The organism is Halomonas sp. TG39a, assembly GCF_000744395.1.
Taxonomy (GTDB): Bacteria; Pseudomonadota; Gammaproteobacteria; order Pseudomonadales; family Halomonadaceae; genus Vreelandella; species Vreelandella ventosae_B.
On sequence record NZ_JQLV01000001.1, the window covers coordinates 1,622,476 to 1,641,863 of the forward strand.

Below are 19,388 nucleotides of genomic sequence, written 5' to 3' on the forward strand. Positions count from 1 at the left end.
TTTATTCTGCCTTGGTGGCTGTGCGATGTGTGGTTGTTGTCGTTGGTTTGAAAGCCTGTTCTTTAGGCTCACCTAAGTCCCAGAGTATACCGGCGGCGAGCTTCAGACCCTGCTCGATAATCGTTTCGAGCAGGTGTTCATCTGGGGCGTGCTGATTGCACGATGCATAGGAGTGAGGCAACCATACCGTGGGAAGGTTGAGTACATCTGAAAAACAGTGGTTGGGGATCGTCCCGCCCAGGTTGGGAAGGATATGCACCGCCTGGCCCAAGCTGTTCTCTGCAGACTGGGCCACAAAGGAAACCCAAGGGTGGCTGGGTTCAAGCCGGGTGGCGGCGTAGCCACCCATAAACTGAATTTGAATATCCTCTAAGCCATGGGCGTTAAGATGCTGGCGCAGGTTCTCTTCCACTGCTTGCCAATCGGTGCCTTTGACGAAGCGAAGCTGCAAAATGGCTTCAGCACTTTCAGAAATGGCGCCCACCGGCTTGTCGGTTCTCCCTGCGCTCAAACCCAGAATTTCCAATGTATTGGCACCATACAGGCGCTCGCCATCGGTTAGCTGTTTTTCGCCCCAGGCGGGATTGATGGCTGGGTCATTGCCGCCGCCGCCCACCGGGAGATTGCGCACCAATTGGGCTACTTCGTCAGGAATTGCGGGTGATTTAAGAAAGTCGACCAGAATTTTTCCTTCGCTGGAGAGTAGCGTACTAAGCGCGTTACACAGCACTACCGCGGGGTTGGTGATGATGCCACCCCAGTTGCCGGAATGTCGGCCGCCATTGCCAGTGTTCAAAGCAAGTTTGAGCTGAACAACACCCCGTGAGCCGAGAAACAGGGTGGGCATGTCATGGCGGATTCGAGGGCCGTCAGATGCCAAGAAAAGATCGGACTTAAGCGCTTCTTTATAGGTTTTGCAGGTTTCTTCTAACCCTGGGGAGCCTATTTCCTCGCTCATCTCAAAGAGGATCTTGACGTTATAGCCAAGTTGACCCTCGCGGGCTTTGATAACGGCCTCCAGCGCTGCCAGGTTGATGCTGTGTTGGCCTTTGTTATCAGCTGTGCCGCGCCCATAAACGCGGCCATCAACAAACGTCAGTTCCCAGGGTGCGATGCCGTCAGTCCATTTATCTTCTTGCCCATCGGTGACATCTCCATGGCCGTAAAGCAGCAGTGTAGAAAGCGTGCGATTTTCAATACGTTGGCTGATCAATAAAGGCGGGTGATCGGATTTAGGGTTTTCGATCACTTGGCTGTCGAAGCCTAATTTAGAGAGGTGCGGGACTATTTCTTCCGTTAAGTAGTCACGTAGCGTATCGCTACGTTCAGGATCTTGGCTAACCGTTCTAAGGCCGACGCGTCTTGCCAACGTCTGGTAAAAGTTGCCACTGGAGAGTTCGTTGCTCGCCAGTTGAAGAGCGAGTTCACGCCCTGAAAGCTGCGTTGTATCCATTGCCTGCCTTTTTTATTGACCGTTATGGTATTTGGACATAGTTATGGTGTCTGGAGGTAGTAGGAAGAAAGTCGTTAGAAAAAGAGTAGTCCTTGCCTATGTTTGCAACCATCATTAATATTTCAAATAATCTTTCTAATTATAAGAAACCAGGCGCAAACAAGTGGCGCAGGTAACTCGCTCAAACTTGTTGTTGTTGGGCAAAAAGAGGCCGCTATGCAGGAACTCAATTTACGTTACTTTCAAAGCGTCGCTAAAACGGGCTCTCTGTCGGCCGCGGCGGAAGAACTGCACGTCGCGGTTTCAGCGGTGAGTCGCCAAATTACCAATTTGGAACAACGGCTGGCTATCAAGCTGTTTAACCGACAACCGCGCGGGATGCAGTTAACGGAAGCGGGCAGGGTGCTGCAGGCCTATGCATTGCGTAATCAGCTGGAAATCAGCAGTGTGATTGCGGAAATGCAGGACGTAATGACGCGGCAAATGCGCAAAATTACCGTGGCGTGCCCGGATGGTATGGCCTGGCACTTCCTTCCCAGCGTTATATCCAGCTTTATTATTCAATGTCCTGATACCCGATTTGATCTGCACGTGGTCGAGTCAACCCGGGCCTCCGAGCTGGTGAAAGAGGGCGAGGCCGATATTGCCTTAACCTTTAGCCTCTCGCCAGATATCGGCGTGAAGGTGATCTCAAGTCACAATGCCGCGATCAGTGCGCTGATGGCTAAGAGTCATCCTCTGGCAAGCAAAGATGTCCTACAGGTAAAAGATTTAAGCCACTACCCATTAACCATGTCGCTAAACGGCTCGACCATGCGCTACTTATTTGATGTGGCGTGTAGCTTGTCGGGTATAAAAGTGCTTCCTAGCTTCTCTTGTGACTCCCTTGGGGCAACCTACACCATGGTATGCGAGCACCCTAATATGATTGGGCTGTGTAGCGCCGTGGCCGTTAGCGGTAAAACTCAACAAGAGGGCCTTGTACTGAAGCCGATTCAAGAGTCTCAGCTCTCCCTTCGTAGTCTTCAGGTGCAAGTGATGGCAGAGCGTCATTTGCCTGCCCATTTGGAAGCGTTTGTCGAGTATCTGGAGAAGAAATTGGTAGCCGCCGTTCAGTAAAGCCGCGTACTTGTGCCATGGTTGATTGAACCATCATTCACGAATACGCGGGTTTCTGTCATCAAGCCGTGGGCTTAAAATGGGCCGTAATTGATGCCGACGGCAATAGCGACAAATACTCCGCCAACCACTACCCAGATCATTACCAGCGGTAGTACAAATTTAAACCACTCTACATAGGAGATACGTGCAATGGCCAAGCAGGCCATCAGCGTGCCCGAAAGGGGGGTGATAATGTTCGTCACCGCATCACCCAGTTTAAAGGTGATAAAGGTAGACTGACGGGTCACCTCTAGCATATCGCCAATCGGCACCATAATTGGCATCACAATGGCCGCTTGGCCGGTACCCGAGGTGATAATTCCGTTAAACGTCAAATTGAACAGGTACAGCAACTGCATCGCCATTATTTGGCCGTGGCCATCTAAAGAGCTGGCAACGCTATGCACAATCGTATCGATCAGTTGGGCTTGCTTGAGGAGCACGATAACCGCCGCTGCAACTCCCACTACCAGTGCGCCATACATCACTTCGCTTGCGCCGCTCATCAGCCGCTTTACGAAGTCATTAGGGTTGATTCTGCATAGCATGGCCGTAACGACGCCGAGTATAAGAAAGATGGCGGAAAGTTCGGTAATACCCCAACCCAGGTTGAAGCCTCCATAGAGGAAAAAGCCAATAAAGCCGACAAATAAGCCCAGCACTAGCTTGTGGGAAAGCGTGAACGTCGCGGGCTCCTCAAGAGGAGTGTTTGCGTCATTACTCGTAAAGGTGTGTTGCCCCATAAAGCTATTTGTGGGGTTGTCTTTTACTCTGGCGGCGTAGCGACAGATATAAGCGGTGGTAATGGCCAGGAATGTAATGAAGATAACGCCGCGATAAACAAAACCTGAAAACAGCGGTAGCTCGGCAAGCGTTTGCCCCGTAACGGTCACCACGGGGTCGAATACGCCGCCAGCAAAGCCCGCATAGGCGCCCAGGAAAATCATGGCCATGCCTACGATGGGATCCAGGTTCAGCGACCGGGCAAGCAAAAGCCCAATGGGTATAAAAGCAATCGCTAAATTTGGCGCAATGCCTACAGAGGACAGCACTGCAAAAGTGGTGCAGAAAACCAAAATAAGGATGTTCTGTTTGCCCTTGGCAAGATTAATCAGGCGGTGTATGCCTGAGCTAATAGCGCCCGTTGATTCGATAACTTTAAGCACACCGCCAACCACCAAAATCAAAAAGATAATGCTCGATGCGCCTACCAGCCCCTTATGAATGGCAGTGAACAGATCCAAAAAGCCCAGCGGCTCCGCGCTTATATAGCGAAAGCTATCGGTATCTACCTGGGTGAGCCCATTATTGATGACCCTCTCGTAGCTACCGGCGGGGATAATATAAGAAGCCAGTACAATCAGAATCATGAAGCCGAACAAGATGACGAACACATCCGGCATCGGCAGTTTTTTGCGCTCTATGTTGTCGGAACTACGTATTCTATCGGGGTTATGCTCGTTGGAACGGGTTTTTGTTGACATTATCATCTCCGCTGTAAAAAGTTTTTTAAATTTAATGAAGCTCTTGCCGCAGATTTAATGTCACTTTTCGAAGGAAGCAGCTGCCATTGGCAGTGGAAAATAGACGGATTGTCATCTCTCTAAAGACCTTTGTTATTGATAAAGCTTACCCAAACATTGCATTGGCAAGTAGTACCATGCGTTAGGGGGTGACTGGAAAACTGGGGCGTGGTCTCACCTGGCGGTATCTTACTGATAATGCCTTGCTATTCTTATTTGAATTCAAGCTAGCAAGGAACGTACTGGCAAACAATTGTGGATTTTTCAAACGTAGTTTCTATTTTTGGTAAGGGGGCTTGCAGCTGACGTGACGTTAGTGACTGGACGCCCTCAAAGAGTAAATGAATTGCTGCCGGCGTTAGCCGCTTTGAAACAGGGCATTACTGGTAAATTATCCTGAGTGGGTGCGATGATGAAGGTAGGGTACCCGCAATCTATCTTGATTGGTGGCAAAACAGCCTATTTAAATAAGGAAGATTTAGTGCAGGCATCGCGAAAGTTTGAGGATTATCTGGTTAAGCGGCCAAAGCCTAACGGTATAGATGTGCTGTGTGGTCTTAAGCACTTTGCGATTATTACCTATGCTGTGCCGGCAAGCCGATTCGAGGGACTTTTCCCTGGAAGGTTTGTGTTGGACGCTGTTGAGATTGATGGCCAGGCAATGGGGCTTATCTCCGTGGTGCCTTTTGTCGATGTGGACTTCACCTCTGCCGTATTTCCTTTCCCAAAATTTACTATGGGGCAAACCAACTACCGTATCTATATCATCGACAAGCATACGGGGGAGCGATGTGTATGGTTTTTGGGTACAACTTTAGATTCATGGACGTTGGTTGTTCCCAGATATCTTTGGAATTTACCTTGGCATGCAGGCAAAGTCTCTTTCGATTGCAAGTACGATGAGACAACCGGTCTGTATAGCCATTATCGTATGGAAACGGCGTCTAAATGGGCTGAAGCTTCCGTTGAGCTTGCGCAATCATCTGAGTCAAATTTTAACTTTCCTGGGTTTCCCGATACTGAATCAGCATTGGTTTATCTTACCCATCCGCTTGCCGGTTTTTACTATCGACGCGACGGCAAGTTAGGTAGCTATCGTGTTTGGCATAAAGAGTTGGCGGTGAAGCCTGCTACGTTAAAATCCGCTCAATTTAAATTGTTATCTGACCTGGGTATTGTTCATGCAGCTGAGCAAAGCTCCCCGTACAGCGTATTAATTGAGCCTATCAACGAGTTCACCATATATTTGCCGCCTGCCGTGATCGGCTGATTTTTCTCCTTGCATGTATCTATTAAGCGTTGTGACTGAGAACGTTTCCCATTTGACGTGCGTGTGGTTTTTTCTTAAGCTAAAGCTAATAAACCGGTTAGTCTATATAAGGCTGTCCTAGCTCTAGGCTGCGAAGCCGACCTGAATTTCTCCAAGGAGTGGAAGTGAAAACACTTTTCTTTGTAAAGCTAACGTCGTTAGTGGTTGGTATTGCCTTGCTAGTCGCTTCTGCATTTCTATTGCTTAATACAAGAGACTTTCTTTCAGAGGCCGTTATCACCGAAGGTACGGTGCTTGAGCTGGTTGAGTCTCGCTCAACTGATTCGATCACTTATCGCCCTTTGGTTCAATTTCAAAATGAGAGCGGACAGGTGGTGAATTTTGCATCATCAACAAGTAGCAATCCGCCGAGCTACTCACCAGGACAGCAGGTGGAGGTTTTATACCAGCCAGGTGAGCGAAATAGCGCTCGAATCAATAGCTTTTTTTCACTATGGGGCGCAGAGTCGATTCTTGCCGGTATAGGCATCGTGTTCTTGCTGGCAGGCGCTATTCTTATGTTCGTGCCTGAGTTTAGGCATCGCAAAGGCGAATCTTTAAAGCAAAATGGTGTGCCTATCGATACCCACTATCAGGGGGTAGAGTTAAATACACGCTTCTCAGTGAATGGCAGGCATCCATTCCAGGTAATAACTCAATGGCAAAATCCTGCAACCTCTGAAGTGCATGTGTTTAAAAGCAATAATATTTGGTTTGATCCATCGAGCTACATTCATACTGATACGATTACAGTGTTTTGTGAGAAAGATGATCTTAGTGAATACTATGTCGACATTTCCTTTCTCCCTAAGCTTGCAAAGTGACGTGTTAACGTCTGATATTGAACAGGTGTGCTATTTTTTTCACTGGCTAGCTTTTCAAAGACCGGCTTTTACTGACGAATGCCGACTAACAAGGAAGAACCATGCTGCTCACTATCATCATCATCGTGGCGATCATCGCCGTTATTGCCTTTTACGTCATCGGTATCTACAACCGGCTTGTGTCGTTGAAAAATCGGTTTGAGAACGCCTTTGCTCAAATTGAAGTGCAACTTAAGCGTCGGCATGACCTGATTCCTAATCTGGTAGAGACCGCAAAAGGTTACCTCAGCCATGAACGGGAGACGCTCCAGTCGGTCATCGAGGCTCGTAATACAGCGGCCGCTGGGCTAAAAGCGGCCGCGGCAAACCCAGGCAGTGCCAAAGCCATGGCAGACCTGGGCGGTGCAGAGGGCGCGCTGACACAGGCGATGGGGCGGCTCAATGTGGTCATGGAAGCCTACCCGGATCTAAAAGCCTCAGAAAATATGCAGCAATTGTCAGAAGAGCTAACCAGCACTGAAAACAAAGTGGCCTTTGCGCGGCAGTCATTTAATGATGCGGTGATGCACTACAACACCTATCGGCAGAGCTTCCCGCCGGTAGCAGTGGCTGGCATGTTCGGCCATGGGCAGGATGCCTCGTTGTTAGAGTTTGAAGACAGCGCCCAGATTCAAGCGGCGCCGAAGGTGTCGTTCTAATTTCAGGGAAAACGCGACATGGATTTTTTTACCGCGCAGGATCACGCTCGTCGTAAAACCGGGCGTCTGGTTGTTTTGATGGTACTGGCAGTACTCGCCTTGATTGTTGTTACCACGCTGGCAATTGCCATCGCGCTGCATCTAATGGGGGAACAATCTGCTACGCAAACCAATCTTTCTGCTCAGGGAATGTGGTCGGCACTCTCGATTGAACTTGTCATTGGCGTTGCTATTGCAGTGTTGGCCGTCGTGGTGCTGGGTGGTCTATTCAAACGCAGTCAGCTAAGGCGTGGTGGCCGGGTAGTGGCAGAAGCCCTTGGTGGACGCGAGATCAATCTTAATACCCGTGATGCTGATGAGCGACGTATTCTCAATGTGGTTGAAGAGATGGCGATTGCCTCTGGAACGCCAGTGCCCTCCGTGTATGTGCTGGAGGAGGAGAGCATCAATGCCTTCGCCGCCGGTTATCAAACCAATGACGCAGTGATCGGGATTACTCGTGGCACGATCCGAAACCTGACGCGGGATGAGCTGCAGGGCGTCGTAGCTCATGAGTTTAGCCATATTCTGCATGGTGATATGCGGTTGAATATGCGCCTGATCAGCATCCTCCATGGCATTCTAATCATTGGCTTATTGGGCGGTACACTACTGCGCAGTATGCGTTTTCGACGGGTGGGCGGTGGAAAACGTGACAACTCAGGCGCTGTCGTTTTAGCGCTGGGGGCGGCGCTAATGCTGATCGGCTACGCGGGTACCTTTTTTGGCAATTTGATCAAATCGGCGGTCAGTCGGCAGCGTGAATATCTGGCGGATGCCTCTGCGGTGCAGTTTACCCGCAACCCTAAGGGGATTGGTAATGCGCTGGTTAAAATCGGCTCGCACAGCCAGGGTTCTCAACTGCAAGCGACACAGGCGGCGGAATTCAGCCACCTGTTCTTCGGTCAAGGCGTACGGCAGGGGTTTAGCCAAATGATGGCCACCCATCCGCCGATTAAAGATCGTATCAAGCGGGTCATGCCTGATTGGAATGGCCGCTTTGAAGTCACTTGGCCCATCCAGCAAGCCGAGAATGACGCAACAGAACCAGAAGGCAACGGTGAGCGGTCTGAAGCGGAGCCCAGATTTGGCTCGGGAACAGCAACTGGAACGGGGGCAATGGCTGCTGTGTTAACCGGTGCCTCTGCTCAAACTGCCATTAACACCATGGGCCAGCCTGACCAGCGCCATCTTAACCAGGCTAGAGCGACACTAGATGCGCTGCCTGAGCGGATTAAAATCGCCGCCCATGAGCCCCATGCCGCTCGTGCTCTGATCTATTCACTACTGCTCAGCCAGGATAAAACAATGCGTAAGCATCAGCTTAAGGCGTTGCATCAAGTTGCACTGCCAGATGTTTACCGAGCGCTGATGGATTATGGCCCTGAAATGTTGAGGCTGGATGTACAGTTACGCTTGCCACTGATTGAACTGGCGCTGCCAGCGTTACGCTCGCTCTCGATGGAGCAGGCCCAACACTTTCGCCTCTGTATGGAACGGTTGATCGAGGCAGATGGTAAGGTCAGCCTGTTGGAGTGGACGCTATATCAGTTGGTGTTGAATAACATCAGCAAGCAAGGCAGTGGGCCTGCAAACCTCAAGATAAACGACCTGCAGCGGGAGTGTCAGATGCTACTGACGGTGCTTGCAACCGCCGGGCAAGATGACCCGGTTGAGATAAGCGCCGCGCTCAATGCCGCTGAGAGTGAGCTGCCGTTCTCATTGAGGGTCACTGACGATATAAGTGATATGCGTGCACTCAGCCTGGCGGTTGAGCGTTTGCGGCGCTTAAAGCCTCTGCAAAAGCCTACGCTGTTGCAAGCGATGGCGCGCTGTATTGAGCACAGCGGACGTATTTTGCCTGCCGAAGCCGAGCTGTTCCGTGCTATGGCCGATATTCTCGATTGCCCCATGCCGCCACTGTTATCAGATGATGCATAGCCAACAATTCTCGCTACAGGGGAACCTCAACCATGGATGAAACGGAATCTTTGAATCGAGCCATCCATGAGGAGGTCGCGCTATTTGCATACGATACCACTTGGCCAGCTCTATTCGAGAAGGAGCGAGACCGGCTACTAGGATTATTTCCAGATGAATTTCTAGCCGTTGAGCACATCGGAAGTACCGCTGTTCATGGTCTCTCGGCCAAGCCAATCATCGATATACTGGCAGGCGTTGACTCAATATCCCGGGCTGATGAGTTATTGGAGCCGTTATGCCGTGCCCAATATGCTACATCAATGGAGTACAACGCTTCTTTGGTGGGGCGACGTTGGTTAATGCGCTGGGCTGACGGGCGTAGGACGCATCATTTGCATCTTATGGTACATGGCAGCGAGGAGTGGCATCGTCGGTTGGCTTTTCGCAATAGCTTGCGCGTGGATACTGAACTGGCGCAGCGGTATGAGAAAAAGAAGCGCCTGTGGGTGGCGGAATTTGCATCAGATCGAGAAGCCTATACGGCGGCTAAAGGGGATTTCATTAAAGAGGCGCTCAAGAATGCCTTTTAGTCAAGGTAGTCAATGTCGCGTCTGTTTTCTACAGTAACGCTTAGCGGGTCGAATGAAATGGGGGGCTAAAATGAAAGCTATCAAAACATCTCTGATGTTTGTAGGTGATCAGGCAGGTAAAGCCGAAGAAGCTATCAAGTTTTACACTTCGCTATTTGCGAACTCGAAGATCATCGATATCGAGCGTGTCGAAGCTGGGGAGCATGACCCCAAAGGGGCCGTTAAGCTCGCCCGCTTCTCGATAAACGGCACTCTCTTCCTGGCAATGGATAGCTATTACGACCACCCGTTCAGCTTTACGCCATCAATGTCATTACACGTTGAGTGCGACTCAGAGAAAGAAATAGAAGACGTATTTAAAGCATTGAGTGATGGCGGGAACGTGTTGATGCCTCTAGATAATTACGGCTTTAGTGAAAACTTTGGGTGGTTGAATGATAAATATGGCGTTTCTTGGCAGCTTAACCTTTCAAGCTAGCGCTTTAATATTCTTTTAGCTTGGCAACGGAAAAATACAAGAGAGTGTTTATGTTTGAGTATACATTGCTTCACTGGATGACGTTTTTCTCTGCTGCCGTGCTTTTGAACTTATCGCCGGGGCCAGATATTGCCTATATATTGGGGCAAACATTACGTAGTGGGCGACGGCAAGGGTTTGCCGCTATGTTTGGGATTTGGACAGGAGCGGTGCTGCATGTAGCAATGGCCGCAGTTGGTCTTTCAGCAATTCTGGCGACATCCGCTCTGGCGTTTTCGATTGTTAAATGGGTCGGGGCGGCGTATCTGATCTGGCTTGGCGTTAAAATGTTACTGTCTCGAGGCGATCAATTTGTGGCAGCGGAACAACAACCGAGTCGCAAGAGCTTATCCTCTGTTTATTGGCAGGGCATGCTGGTATCAGCGCTAAACCCAAAAGTGGCAATTTTCTTCCTGGCTTTCTTGCCGCAATTTATCGTGGAAGGCGCTGGCCCAGCGGAGGCACAGCTTTTATTGCATGGCAGTCTTATTATTGCAGTTGCTGCCGTAATAGAGCCCCCTTTGGTTCTGGCGGGCGCTAAGTTGGGTGCTTACCTAAAGAGAAAGCCACGCGTTGGGTTGTGGATGGATAGAAGCTTGGGGGCACTGTTTGTAGCTCTCGGTGCACGGCTGGCTGCTAGTGCAAGGTAGGTTGAATATGTCACGCGTTTTAAAAGCACCTCCGCGCCGCCGTATGAATGGTCAACAGGTGATGTAAGTGGTAAATTAAAATTAGTAAATAAGCTTGAGCTCTTGCTCGAAAGTTGGAAGCAATCAATTTGAAATAACAGCGTTGAGGTAGGTCATGGATTTTGAAAGCACTTGGGGAAACATCTGTAGACAGCTATGCCCGCGAGATGATGAACTCGTGGTTGAAGTCAATTTGGCGCTTTCAGATCCAGAGAGCTACTTCGAAAAATACAGCGATGATCTCATGGAGCGCGGGATAGAAGATCCATCTGAGGTTACTCCTTGGATAGCGCTGGTTGATGGACTAACTCGTAGCGCCTCATTAGTAGAACTTGATTGGAAATTCGACGCTGCAGATTTGGTCTGGAATCTTGAACAGCTTCAAATTTGCAAAGCTAATGCGATCGATTTTTCTAAAATTAACGAAAGTGATGAATATTCCGAGGACTTATTTAAGTTGGTGGCTATTGTCTTAGACAGTTACTCAATGAATTTGATCATTCTAGATATTGATTCTGATTCATACCCCCTTATGGTAATTCCAAGAGATAGTGTTGGCCAAGTGAAAAGATCTGCGCAGGCGCTTATGCAAAAAGTCGATGTCATCGAAAGAACGTGACAGTGTAACAGCGTATTGCCCACGCCCATGGGAGCATATTTACAATGTCTTCAGGAAAAAGCTCGAGCGGGCTGAATTTCGGTGCAGTGGTATCTGAGTTTCGCTCAGAGCAAAGGCTGGCAGTTCTTAACCAGTTTGAGGCACGAGACGGAACGGTACTGAGATATCGTCATTACCCAAGCGTATCGAGCACTGCGCTAATCCTGTTGCATGGATCCGCCACAGACAGCAAATACTTGGCAAATTTCGCACATGGATTAGCTGAGGCTGGCGTCGCTACCGTATACACGCCTGATATGCGCGGACACGGAAGCTTTCCCGCTCGGCGAGGCGATATCGACTATATTGAGCAGCTTGAAGATGACCTTGCTGATCTTATCGGCCATATTGAAGCCAATGTCGAGTTAGCCCGTGTCGTTGTGGGTGGTCATTCATCAGGTGGAGGGTTTGCAGTACGCTTTGCCGGTGGTCAATATGGAAACTTGGTTTCCGCCTATCTGCTGCTTGCTCCATTTCTTGGACATAATGCGCCAACCGTTCGCGGTAAGTCAGGCGGGTGGGTAAATGCCAATGTAGGCAAGATTATTGCGTTATCTATTCTGAATAAATTCGGTGTTACTCGCTTTAATCAGACGCGCGTGCTGCAGTTCAATATGCCATCTGAATATCGTGATGGTTCGGAGACGCTCGCATACTCTTACCGACTTATGACAGGCTTTAATCCCGTTAACTTCCAGAAAGAACTAAGGTTAATTCAAACTCCTGTGCTGCTCATTGCCGGTTCTGAGGATGAGGCGTTCTTTGCTGATCGCTTTGAGTCTACTGTCAGACCGTGTATTCCGCATGCAGAGATTGACATAGTAAAGGGCGCATCGCATTTGGGACTCGTTATAAACAACGAGGCTAGTGCGACAGCTTGCCAGTGGATTCAACAGCTGAAGCTTGAAGAGGGTAGCCATGCGGCAGTGTTCTGACGGCTCAGTCCGATAAATAGTTAAGCGAATATCTATGGGAGGTGATTATGTCTGCCTACGCCGTTGCTCTTATCCGCGAAACCCGATTCGATCCTGAAATTAAACAATATTTAGAAGGCATTGATGCAACCCTCGCGCCATTCTCGGGCAAATACCTCGTGCATGGTGGGCCATACGTTCCGCTTGAGGGGGCATGGGCAGGCGATATGGTGGTGATTGAGTTTCCTTCCATGGAGCATGCGCAAGGTTGGTATGACTCGGCTGCTTATAAAGCGATCCGCCCATTTCGTACCCGGAATACAGAGGGCGATGTGCTATTAGTGCAAGGCGTACCAGAAGGGCATAAAGGAGCGGACATCCTTGGGTAGCGATAGTCGCTCCTTATATTTCAGCGTATTTACGATAAAAGACTATTAGCTATCATTTAGGCCGGTTGAGGTGATGGCGCACTTTCCAACGCTACCTGCAACTCTTCAACAAGCGTTTCGACTTTATGTATCGCGTCAGCAACCGATTTGGCCAATACCTCGCCGCCCACTTCCTGGCCTTCGATAGCAATGTAGTGAAGGCGGGTAATACCGATAAAACCAAGCGCTGTGGCCAGATTTGGCTCCAAGTGATTCATATGTGCCATCTCTCCACCGGGGTCAAAGCCTATGCCGCCTCTGGCTGTAAGAATAATCGCATGCCTTGTTCGATCATCCAGTTTTGGAATGTAAGGATCGGTCGGGTTGCTCTCATCAATATCCACTGTTCGGCCAGCGCGCACTACTTGGTCGATCCACGCCTTAAGGGCGGCAGGCATACCGAAGTTGTATAGCGGCGTTCCTATCACCAGAATATCTGCTGCAATTAGCTCATCAACTAGCTGATTGCTTTCTGCAAGCGCGTCCTTCATCCAGGGTTCTAGGCTTAACTCGGGGGTGAAAGCAGACGCAATCCAGTCGTGGTTAATTATAGAAGGCGGGTTTTGACCTATATCGCGATAGTTAACCGTGTCTTGTGGTCGGCCTGATTGCCACTGGCTGACAAACTGATCAGTCAGATGGCGGCTATGCGAACCGTGGTTATCTGTGCCAGCAATGCCGGGGCGGGCGCTAGCGTCTATATGCAGGATGTGTGTCATGGTGGTCTCCTAATCTGAGTTTAACTCATCTATGATTAACAACAGGCTTAGCTTAGGCTTTGCCTTTCAGCCTGAACAAACGATCTTTTCTTGCAGCTATAGATGAGCAAAACTCATTCATGAACCATCGCCGATTACCCTCTCTTTCGTCGCTTCGCGCTTTTGAAGCGGCTGCCCGCCATGAAAGCGCCAAGCAGGCCGCACGAGAGCTGTCGGTGACTGCCACTGCCATTAGCCACCAAGTCCGAGGCCTCGAAGAGGCGCTGGGCGTTTCGCTATTTTTGCGTAAACCTCGTCAATTGGAGCTGACACCTCAGGGCCGGGAGCTGCAGCAGGTGTTGGAAACAGCCTTTGATAGCATCAGCCATGTCGTCGAACGACTGAGCGCTGTACCTGTCCGCCAAACCGTTACGCTGTCTACAACGCCAGCCGTGGCGGTCCGCTGGTTGCTGCCCTGGGTATGCCTGCTACGCGACTCGTATCCCGATATTGATCTGCGCATTCATGCGTCCCATGAGCCGGTTCCGCTGGATGGGGTAACGGCAGACATTGCCATTCGCTATGGCGATGGCCGTTGGCCGGGGTTGGTAGCGGAGAAACTTTTTGATAACACCTTTGTCCCGGCCTGTAGCCCGCGCCTTGGCCTGCGTGATGTAGCAAAGTTGCCTCTGCATCCGTTGATTCATTTTCGCCCTCAGGGAGAAGTGTCTGCGCCACTGAATTGGAGCTTCTGGCAGAAACACGCAAAGGTGCCTGGGTTGGATGTTAGTGCCGGGCTGGTGTTTTCCGATGAGACCCACGCGATTTCTGCTGCCGTTGGAGAGCAGGGCGTAGCGCTGATGAGCCGTCAGTTGATTAAGGATGAATTAGAGGAGGGGCGCTTAGTGCAACCGTTCGGCCCGGAATTGGTAGGCAAGCCGTTCTTTTTGGTTTACCCGGAAAGTCGTCAGCATGATCCAACGATTCTGGCTATACGTGAGTGGGTAGTGGCGGTGCCGGGTGGGTTGTGTGCTCAAGCGCACTAACGTGTGGGTATGATGGACTATCAGACAGGACGTATAGGAGCTAAAAGGTGCAAGAAATCAAAGAGATTATAATCTCAGAGTTTTCAGATTTTAACGATGTGGGTGAGCTCATCATTGTGGTAATCCGGCTACTGCTGGCGGCTATTCTCGGGGGCCTGTTGGGGCTCGAGCGAGAGCAGCGAGGCAAGCCGGCCGGTATACGGACCCATATGCTGGTCTGCATGGGGGCTGCTTTATTCATCTTTATACCCGAGCAAGCGGGTATTTCTGATTCAGAGATGAGTCGTGTTATTCAAGGTGTCATTGCAGGCATCGGTTTTCTTTGTGCGGGCACTATCATTACTCGAAAAGATGAGCAGGCGACTTCAGGGCTCACCACGGCGGCCGGTATTTGGCTGACTGCCGCCATTGGGGTAGCGGTTGGTCTGGGGCGCGAGCAGACAGCCGTTTTGTGTACGTTGCTGGCCTGGATGGTGCTTTATGTGGTGCCTTTCTTTTCGCGCCCCATCAGCAAGAAAAAAGCTTCCCACTCAGGGCATGATGAAGATAGTTCCGATGTTTAATGGCTTTGATGTAAGGGCGTGGTTATTTATTGCTAGTGCCCCATTTGGATTGAAAGTTACTCCTTGCGATATAGCACCATACCGGCGTGATACAGCACGCCATCTATAAATTCGCCGTCTGCAGTAAAGCCGGTGTCGTCCCAGTATTCGATATAGTTACCCGTCACCTGATAGCGTCCTTGGTAAGCGCTTTCACGCTCACCGCGGGCCTCGTCGTAACGATTGTTGGCTAAAAGTTGATGGCGAATGCGACCATCTTTAGTGACCCACATTCCAACATACGGGTGGTCTGTCATGGGGGCATTTCCTTCGTTCGGGGTGGTTTGAGCAGAGGTGGCCGCTGGAAAAATAGTGATAATGCCAGCGACCACCAGTGCCCGTGTCCAGTATATGGAAGGCTTGGTTTCTTGCATGTGAAGTCACTCGTGCTTAGGCGCACACCCGGCAACCGCTCGGGCGTGACGCAAGGGGTGTTATTGGCTGGCGGTAGGCCGCACCACGATGTCGCTGGTGTCGACGTCATCGGGCTGGTTGATGGCATGGGCTATGGCTGAAGCGATCGCCTCGGGCTTGAGCGCAATCTGGCGGTAAATGTCGATTGCTTTTGCGGTTTCAGCATCGGTGATGGTATGGGCCAGTTCCGATTCCACCACACCTGGGTAGACACAGGTCACGCGTATATTGTCGGTTTCCTGGCGTAGGCCATCGGAAATAGCGCGAACCGCATATTTGGTGGCGCAATAAACGGCGGCGGTGGGCATAACGGTGAGGCCGCCGATGGAAGAAATATTGATCACCTGACCGCTCTTCTGGGCCTGCATCGTCGGCAGAATGGCAGCAATGCCATTGAGTACGCCGCGAATATTAACGTCGATCATGCGGTTCCACTCATCAACCTTGAGCGCCGCTAAAGGGGAGAGTGGCATCACGCCAGCGTTGTTGATGATCACATCAATGCGGCCATGGGTATTGATCGCGAAATCCGCAAACACCTGCATGTCTTCAAGGTTGGTGACATCCAGCGCCTGAAAATCCACTGTGCCACCCTCTGCGCGCAGGGAGTGGGTCAATGCTTCCAGCCGGTCGGTGCGGCGTGCACCAATGATCAAGCGGTGCCCTTGGCCTGCCAGCCAGCGGGCAGTGGCTTCACCGATACCGCTGCTGGCACCGGTTAATAAAACAACTTTAGAAGATGGGGTTGATAACGCCGTCATTGGATAATCCTCTCGGTGGTTGACCTTGAGAAGAATAAGCTGCCACGGCGGGCATCAGTATAGGCGTTCCTATTGCATCATTGCCTAATCCTATTTGATTGTTAATAGCGTGCGGCGCGTTAAGTCACCCAGCATGTATATTACTCTTAAGAGGTGCCCGGCGCGGCGAGTTAATTCCGGTGCGGCATGCATATACAGAGGTGGTTAACATGACATTGAAGAGCGATGCTGAGGTTTACCGTAAGATCGTCGAGTGCTTATACCAACTGGCACCCCACGAAGGCTATACCCAGTCGTTATTGGATGGCGTGCGCTTTATGCGCTCTAACCGCCCACTGCAAAATACCTCGGTGCTTTACGAGCCGAGTATTGTCATTATCTGCCAGGGCCGAAAGCGTGGTTATTTGGGTAATGAGGTCTATATCTACGATGCACAGCATTACTTGGTGTTATCGGTGCCCCTGCCATTTACGTCGGAAACAGAAGCCAGCCCTGAAGAGCCAATGCTAGGGATTGCGATCCGCCTGGATGCAGTAGTGATCGCTGAGTTGGTGACGATGCTGGAAGCATCGGGAGGGCCATTAGAGGCGCCGCGTGGAATGCTTTCCAGCCCGCTGGAAGCGCCGCTGGCCGATGCAACGTTACGGCTGCTGAGTGCGCTTGCCTCCCCAACGGATGCGCATATACTCGCCCCTTTTATCGTCAGGGAGATCTGCTACCGGGTATTGACGGGAGAGCAGGGGGGCAGTGTTCGAACAGCACTCTCCCACTATGGCCAATTTGGCAAAATCGCTAAGGCGCTCAACCGTATTCATGCCCACTATGCGGATCCGCTGGAAATCGCCAGCCTGGCCAATGAAGCAGGCATGAGTGCGCCAGCCTTTCACGTTCACTTCAAGGCGGTGACCCAAACCTCGCCTATCCAGTACATTAAATCCACCCGTTTGCACCATGCGCGGCTGCTAATGATACGTGACGGGGTAACGGCAGCCGTCGCCGCTAGCCGGGTCGGCTATGAGAGCCCCTCCCAGTTTAGCCGCGAATTTAAGCGTTTTTTTGGCCGCCCGCCAGCAGAGGAAGTGCGCACCATGAAAGCGAGCCTTGATCTATTGCCGCCGACTCACCTGGTCGATATCGCTGTGCCTCACTGACTTTAAGTCTAAAAATACCCCTCAATCGCTACTCATATACCCTTTACTGCGCTTGCCTGGCTTACTCGAGCGGGTTCCCGTACTTTTCCTTTTCGCATAGCTCTTTCTCGGCTTACCCGTGCGTTTCGGCGGGCTACCAGCCTCTCCCTGGGCGGTTTGCAGGCTCTGCCTCAATTTGGCGGCGTCGCTATGGGTGAGCAGCCCACGTAAGTCGTCCAGTAACGCTTGCTGAAACGCGCCAGGATCATCCTGCTGTTCAGAAATCGCCCGCAGCCGCTGCTCCCATAGCGCGGTGCGCTCCGGTGTGCTTACCGCGCTGGGCAGGGCGGCGATTAACGCGCAGCCGAGTTTGGTGGCGCGTAGGGCCTTTTGCTGGCGTACCAGGTAGCCGCGCTGTACCAGGGTTTCGATAATGCCTGCCCGGGTGGCTTCGGTGCCCAGGCCGTCGGTGTCGCGCAGGGTGCGGCGAACGGCGGGGTCATCCACGTAGCGGCCGATATTCATCATCGCTTTGATCAGGCTGGCATCGGTGAAGGGCTCCGGCGGGCGGGTTTCTTTCTCTTCCACGCCTGCGCCTAACGCTTGGCAGGGCTCGCCTTGGGTGAGCGGTGGTAGCGGTGGCGTTTCATCGCGGGTGGTAAATAGCGGCTTCCAGCCGAGGTCGAGAATACTTTGCCCACGGGCACGGAAGGCTTCATTTAGCAGCGTAAATTCTGCTTTTACTTCAAAGGTGCGCAGGGGCCGGTAGAACTGCGCCATGACGTTGCGCACGATCAGCCTAAACACATGGCCTTCAGTATCGGAAAGCTGACCAAAATCAGCAGGTTTGCCGGTGGGGGCGATGGCGTGGTGGGCGCCGACCTGCTTATCGTTCCACGCTTTGGAGCGCAGGGTGAAGTCCGCTCCATTTAGCCACTGCTGAAGCCCTTCATCATTTTGGCACGCACTGCTTAGATTTCGCTGGGCAAGTTGAAGGTGCTCTTCGGGCAAGTAGCGGCAATCTGAACGCGGGTAGGTGATCAGCTTGTGGCGCTCGTACAGCCGCTGACAAATATCCAGCACCATCTGCGCGGAAAGCCCGTGACGGCGGGCGGCATCTACCTGAAGGGCAGAGAGCGAGTAGGGCAGTGGCGGCGCCTGGCGTTTCTCCTGCTGGTCGAGCTTGGTGAGCTGCCCCGTTGCGCCGGGCAACTGAGCCGCTAAAGCGTCGGCGGGGGTACGGTCAATTAAGCGGCCTTGGTCATCCAGTGGTGCGTGCTCTTTGGGTGCCCACCAGGCGCGCAATTGGCCTTGGGCAACCTTCAAATCCACCCATAGCGGATAAAACGGATGGGGCACAAAATCACGGATAGCGTTGTCGCGGCGCACGATTAAGCCGAGTACCGGTGTCTGAACGCGGCCAACAGAGAGCACGCCATCATGGCCTGCTTGACGGCCGGTGAGTGTCCAGGCGCGGGTTAAGTTAATGCCATACAGCCAGTCGGCGCGGGAGCGGGCCTGGGCGGCTTGAAACAGCGGCTGATACTCGGCGTTAGAGCGCAGTTTTGCCAGCGCCCGACTTACCGCGGGCTTGTTAAGGTCGCTAATTAGCAGCCGCTGAACCGGGCCGCGATACTTCATATGCTCAATGACTTCTTGCACCAGCAACTGGCCTTCGCGATCAGGGTCGCCTGCGTGCACTACATCCGTTGCTTGCTTGATCAGTTTGCGAATCACCGCGAGCTGGCCACGCGCTTTAGAGCGCGGCATCAGTTTCCACTGTTGCGGCACGATGGGTAGCCGATCCAGCCGCCACTGTTTGTCGGCGGGGTCATAGGCCTCTGGCGGTGCCTGCTCTAATAAGTGCCCCAGGCACCAGGTGACGGTAGTGTCACCACAGTTAATGGCGCCATCCTGGCGCTTGCTAGTGCCCGGCAACGCCTCGGCAATGGCTTGGGCGAGGCTGGGTTTTTCGGCAATTATCAGGCGCATAGCAGCGAAGCCTTCATCG

General features: G+C 51.7%; 20 protein-coding genes. 14 read left to right on the top strand and 6 right to left on the bottom strand.

The genetic code is table 11. The features are described 5' to 3' along the window. Window position 1 precedes the first annotated feature (1 nt). On the bottom strand, window positions 2–1,453 hold the full coding sequence (locus tag U738_RS07110) for a M20 family metallopeptidase (protein WP_050713543.1): 1,452 nt from the start codon (window positions 1,451–1,453) through the stop codon (window positions 2–4). Between the two features lie 216 nt (window positions 1,454–1,669). Between U738_RS07110 and U738_RS07115 the strand changes: the two genes are divergently transcribed. Further along, the gene (locus U738_RS07115; RefSeq protein WP_035578754.1) at window positions 1,670–2,572 is read left to right on the top strand and encodes a LysR family transcriptional regulator; all 903 of its coding nucleotides are present in this window, start codon (window positions 1,670–1,672) and stop codon (window positions 2,570–2,572) included. 74 nt (window positions 2,573–2,646) lie between these two features. Here the strand turns inward: U738_RS07115 and U738_RS07120 are convergent, their stop codons facing one another. Continuing rightward, window positions 2,647–4,098: a YfcC family protein gene (locus tag U738_RS07120; protein ID WP_081899053.1), complete on the bottom strand. Its 1,452-nt coding sequence runs from the start codon at window positions 4,096–4,098 to the stop codon at window positions 2,647–2,649. Between the two features lie 451 nt (window positions 4,099–4,549). Between U738_RS07120 and U738_RS07125 the strand changes: the two genes are divergently transcribed. From U738_RS07125 to U738_RS07170, 10 genes are all read left to right on the top strand, one after another. Further along, window positions 4,550–5,407, top strand: coding sequence for a DUF2071 domain-containing protein (locus tag U738_RS07125; protein WP_197671938.1), 858 nt, complete (start codon window positions 4,550–4,552; stop codon window positions 5,405–5,407). 164 nt (window positions 5,408–5,571) lie between these two features. Then, the gene (locus U738_RS07130; protein WP_035578756.1) at window positions 5,572–6,270 is read left to right on the top strand and encodes a DUF3592 domain-containing protein; all 699 of its coding nucleotides are present in this window, start codon (window positions 5,572–5,574) and stop codon (window positions 6,268–6,270) included. A 101-nt stretch (window positions 6,271–6,371) separates the two neighbouring features. Beyond that, on the top strand, window positions 6,372–6,968 hold the full coding sequence (locus U738_RS07135; RefSeq protein WP_172821676.1) for a LemA family protein: 597 nt from the start codon (window positions 6,372–6,374) through the stop codon (window positions 6,966–6,968). Window positions 6,969–6,986: 18 nt separating this feature from the next. Then, a complete protein-coding gene (locus U738_RS07140) occupies window positions 6,987–8,948 on the top strand; it encodes a M48 family metallopeptidase (RefSeq protein ID WP_035578759.1) in 1,962 nt (653 codons plus the stop codon). Window positions 8,949–8,980: 32 nt separating this feature from the next. Further along, window positions 8,981–9,520, top strand: a complete 540-nt coding sequence (locus U738_RS07145; protein WP_035578762.1) for a GrpB family protein — start codon at window positions 8,981–8,983, stop codon at window positions 9,518–9,520. A 70-nt stretch (window positions 9,521–9,590) separates the two neighbouring features. Then, window positions 9,591–9,998: a VOC family protein gene (locus U738_RS07150; protein ID WP_035578765.1), complete on the top strand. Its 408-nt coding sequence runs from the start codon at window positions 9,591–9,593 to the stop codon at window positions 9,996–9,998. A 50-nt stretch (window positions 9,999–10,048) separates the two neighbouring features. After that, window positions 10,049–10,687 carry a LysE family translocator gene (locus U738_RS07155; protein ID WP_035578767.1) on the top strand — a complete coding sequence of 213 codons (639 nt, stop codon included), beginning with the start codon at window positions 10,049–10,051 and terminating at the stop codon, window positions 10,685–10,687. 154 nt (window positions 10,688–10,841) lie between these two features. Beyond that, a complete protein-coding gene (locus tag U738_RS07160) occupies window positions 10,842–11,345 on the top strand; it encodes a DUF6630 family protein (protein ID WP_035578770.1) in 504 nt (167 codons plus the stop codon). A 44-nt stretch (window positions 11,346–11,389) separates the two neighbouring features. Further along, the gene (locus U738_RS07165; protein ID WP_050713542.1) at window positions 11,390–12,319 is read left to right on the top strand and encodes an alpha/beta hydrolase; all 930 of its coding nucleotides are present in this window, start codon (window positions 11,390–11,392) and stop codon (window positions 12,317–12,319) included. 47 nt (window positions 12,320–12,366) lie between these two features. After that, complete coding sequence (locus tag U738_RS07170) at window positions 12,367–12,687, top strand: DUF1330 domain-containing protein (protein WP_035578771.1); 321 nt, start codon at window positions 12,367–12,369, stop codon at window positions 12,685–12,687. Window positions 12,688–12,743: 56 nt separating this feature from the next. On the opposite strand, the gene U738_RS07175 is transcribed toward U738_RS07170, so the two are convergent. Beyond that, window positions 12,744–13,445, bottom strand: coding sequence for an FMN-dependent NADH-azoreductase (locus U738_RS07175; RefSeq protein ID WP_035578773.1), 702 nt, complete (start codon window positions 13,443–13,445; stop codon window positions 12,744–12,746). Window positions 13,446–13,564: 119 nt separating this feature from the next. Between U738_RS07175 and U738_RS07180 the strand changes: the two genes are divergently transcribed. Together U738_RS07180 and U738_RS07185 are read left to right on the top strand one after the other, a co-directional pair. Beyond that, window positions 13,565–14,470: a LysR substrate-binding domain-containing protein gene (locus U738_RS07180; protein WP_035578775.1), complete on the top strand. Its 906-nt coding sequence runs from the start codon at window positions 13,565–13,567 to the stop codon at window positions 14,468–14,470. Between the two features lie 47 nt (window positions 14,471–14,517). Next, window positions 14,518–15,033 carry an MgtC/SapB family protein gene (locus U738_RS07185; protein ID WP_035578778.1) on the top strand — a complete coding sequence of 172 codons (516 nt, stop codon included), beginning with the start codon at window positions 14,518–14,520 and terminating at the stop codon, window positions 15,031–15,033. A 56-nt stretch (window positions 15,034–15,089) separates the two neighbouring features. On the opposite strand, the gene U738_RS07190 is transcribed toward U738_RS07185, so the two are convergent. Together U738_RS07190 and U738_RS07195 are read right to left on the bottom strand one after the other, a co-directional pair. Continuing rightward, entirely contained in the window at window positions 15,090–15,446 is a 357-nt protein-coding gene (locus U738_RS07190) for an Atu4866 domain-containing protein (RefSeq protein ID WP_161786294.1), read from the bottom strand. A gap of 60 nt (window positions 15,447–15,506) precedes the next feature. After that, a complete protein-coding gene (locus tag U738_RS07195; protein ID WP_035578780.1) occupies window positions 15,507–16,247 on the bottom strand; it encodes an SDR family oxidoreductase in 741 nt (246 codons plus the stop codon). 209 nt (window positions 16,248–16,456) lie between these two features. On the opposite strand from U738_RS07195, the gene U738_RS07200 reads away from it, so the two are divergent. Continuing rightward, window positions 16,457–17,398: an AraC family transcriptional regulator gene (locus tag U738_RS07200; RefSeq protein ID WP_035578783.1), complete on the top strand. Its 942-nt coding sequence runs from the start codon at window positions 16,457–16,459 to the stop codon at window positions 17,396–17,398. Window positions 17,399–17,419: 21 nt separating this feature from the next. Here the strand turns inward: U738_RS07200 and U738_RS07205 are convergent, their stop codons facing one another. Continuing rightward, window positions 17,420–19,369: a DNA topoisomerase III gene (locus tag U738_RS07205; protein WP_035578786.1), complete on the bottom strand. Its 1,950-nt coding sequence runs from the start codon at window positions 19,367–19,369 to the stop codon at window positions 17,420–17,422. Between the last annotated feature and the right edge of the window lie 19 nt (window positions 19,370–19,388).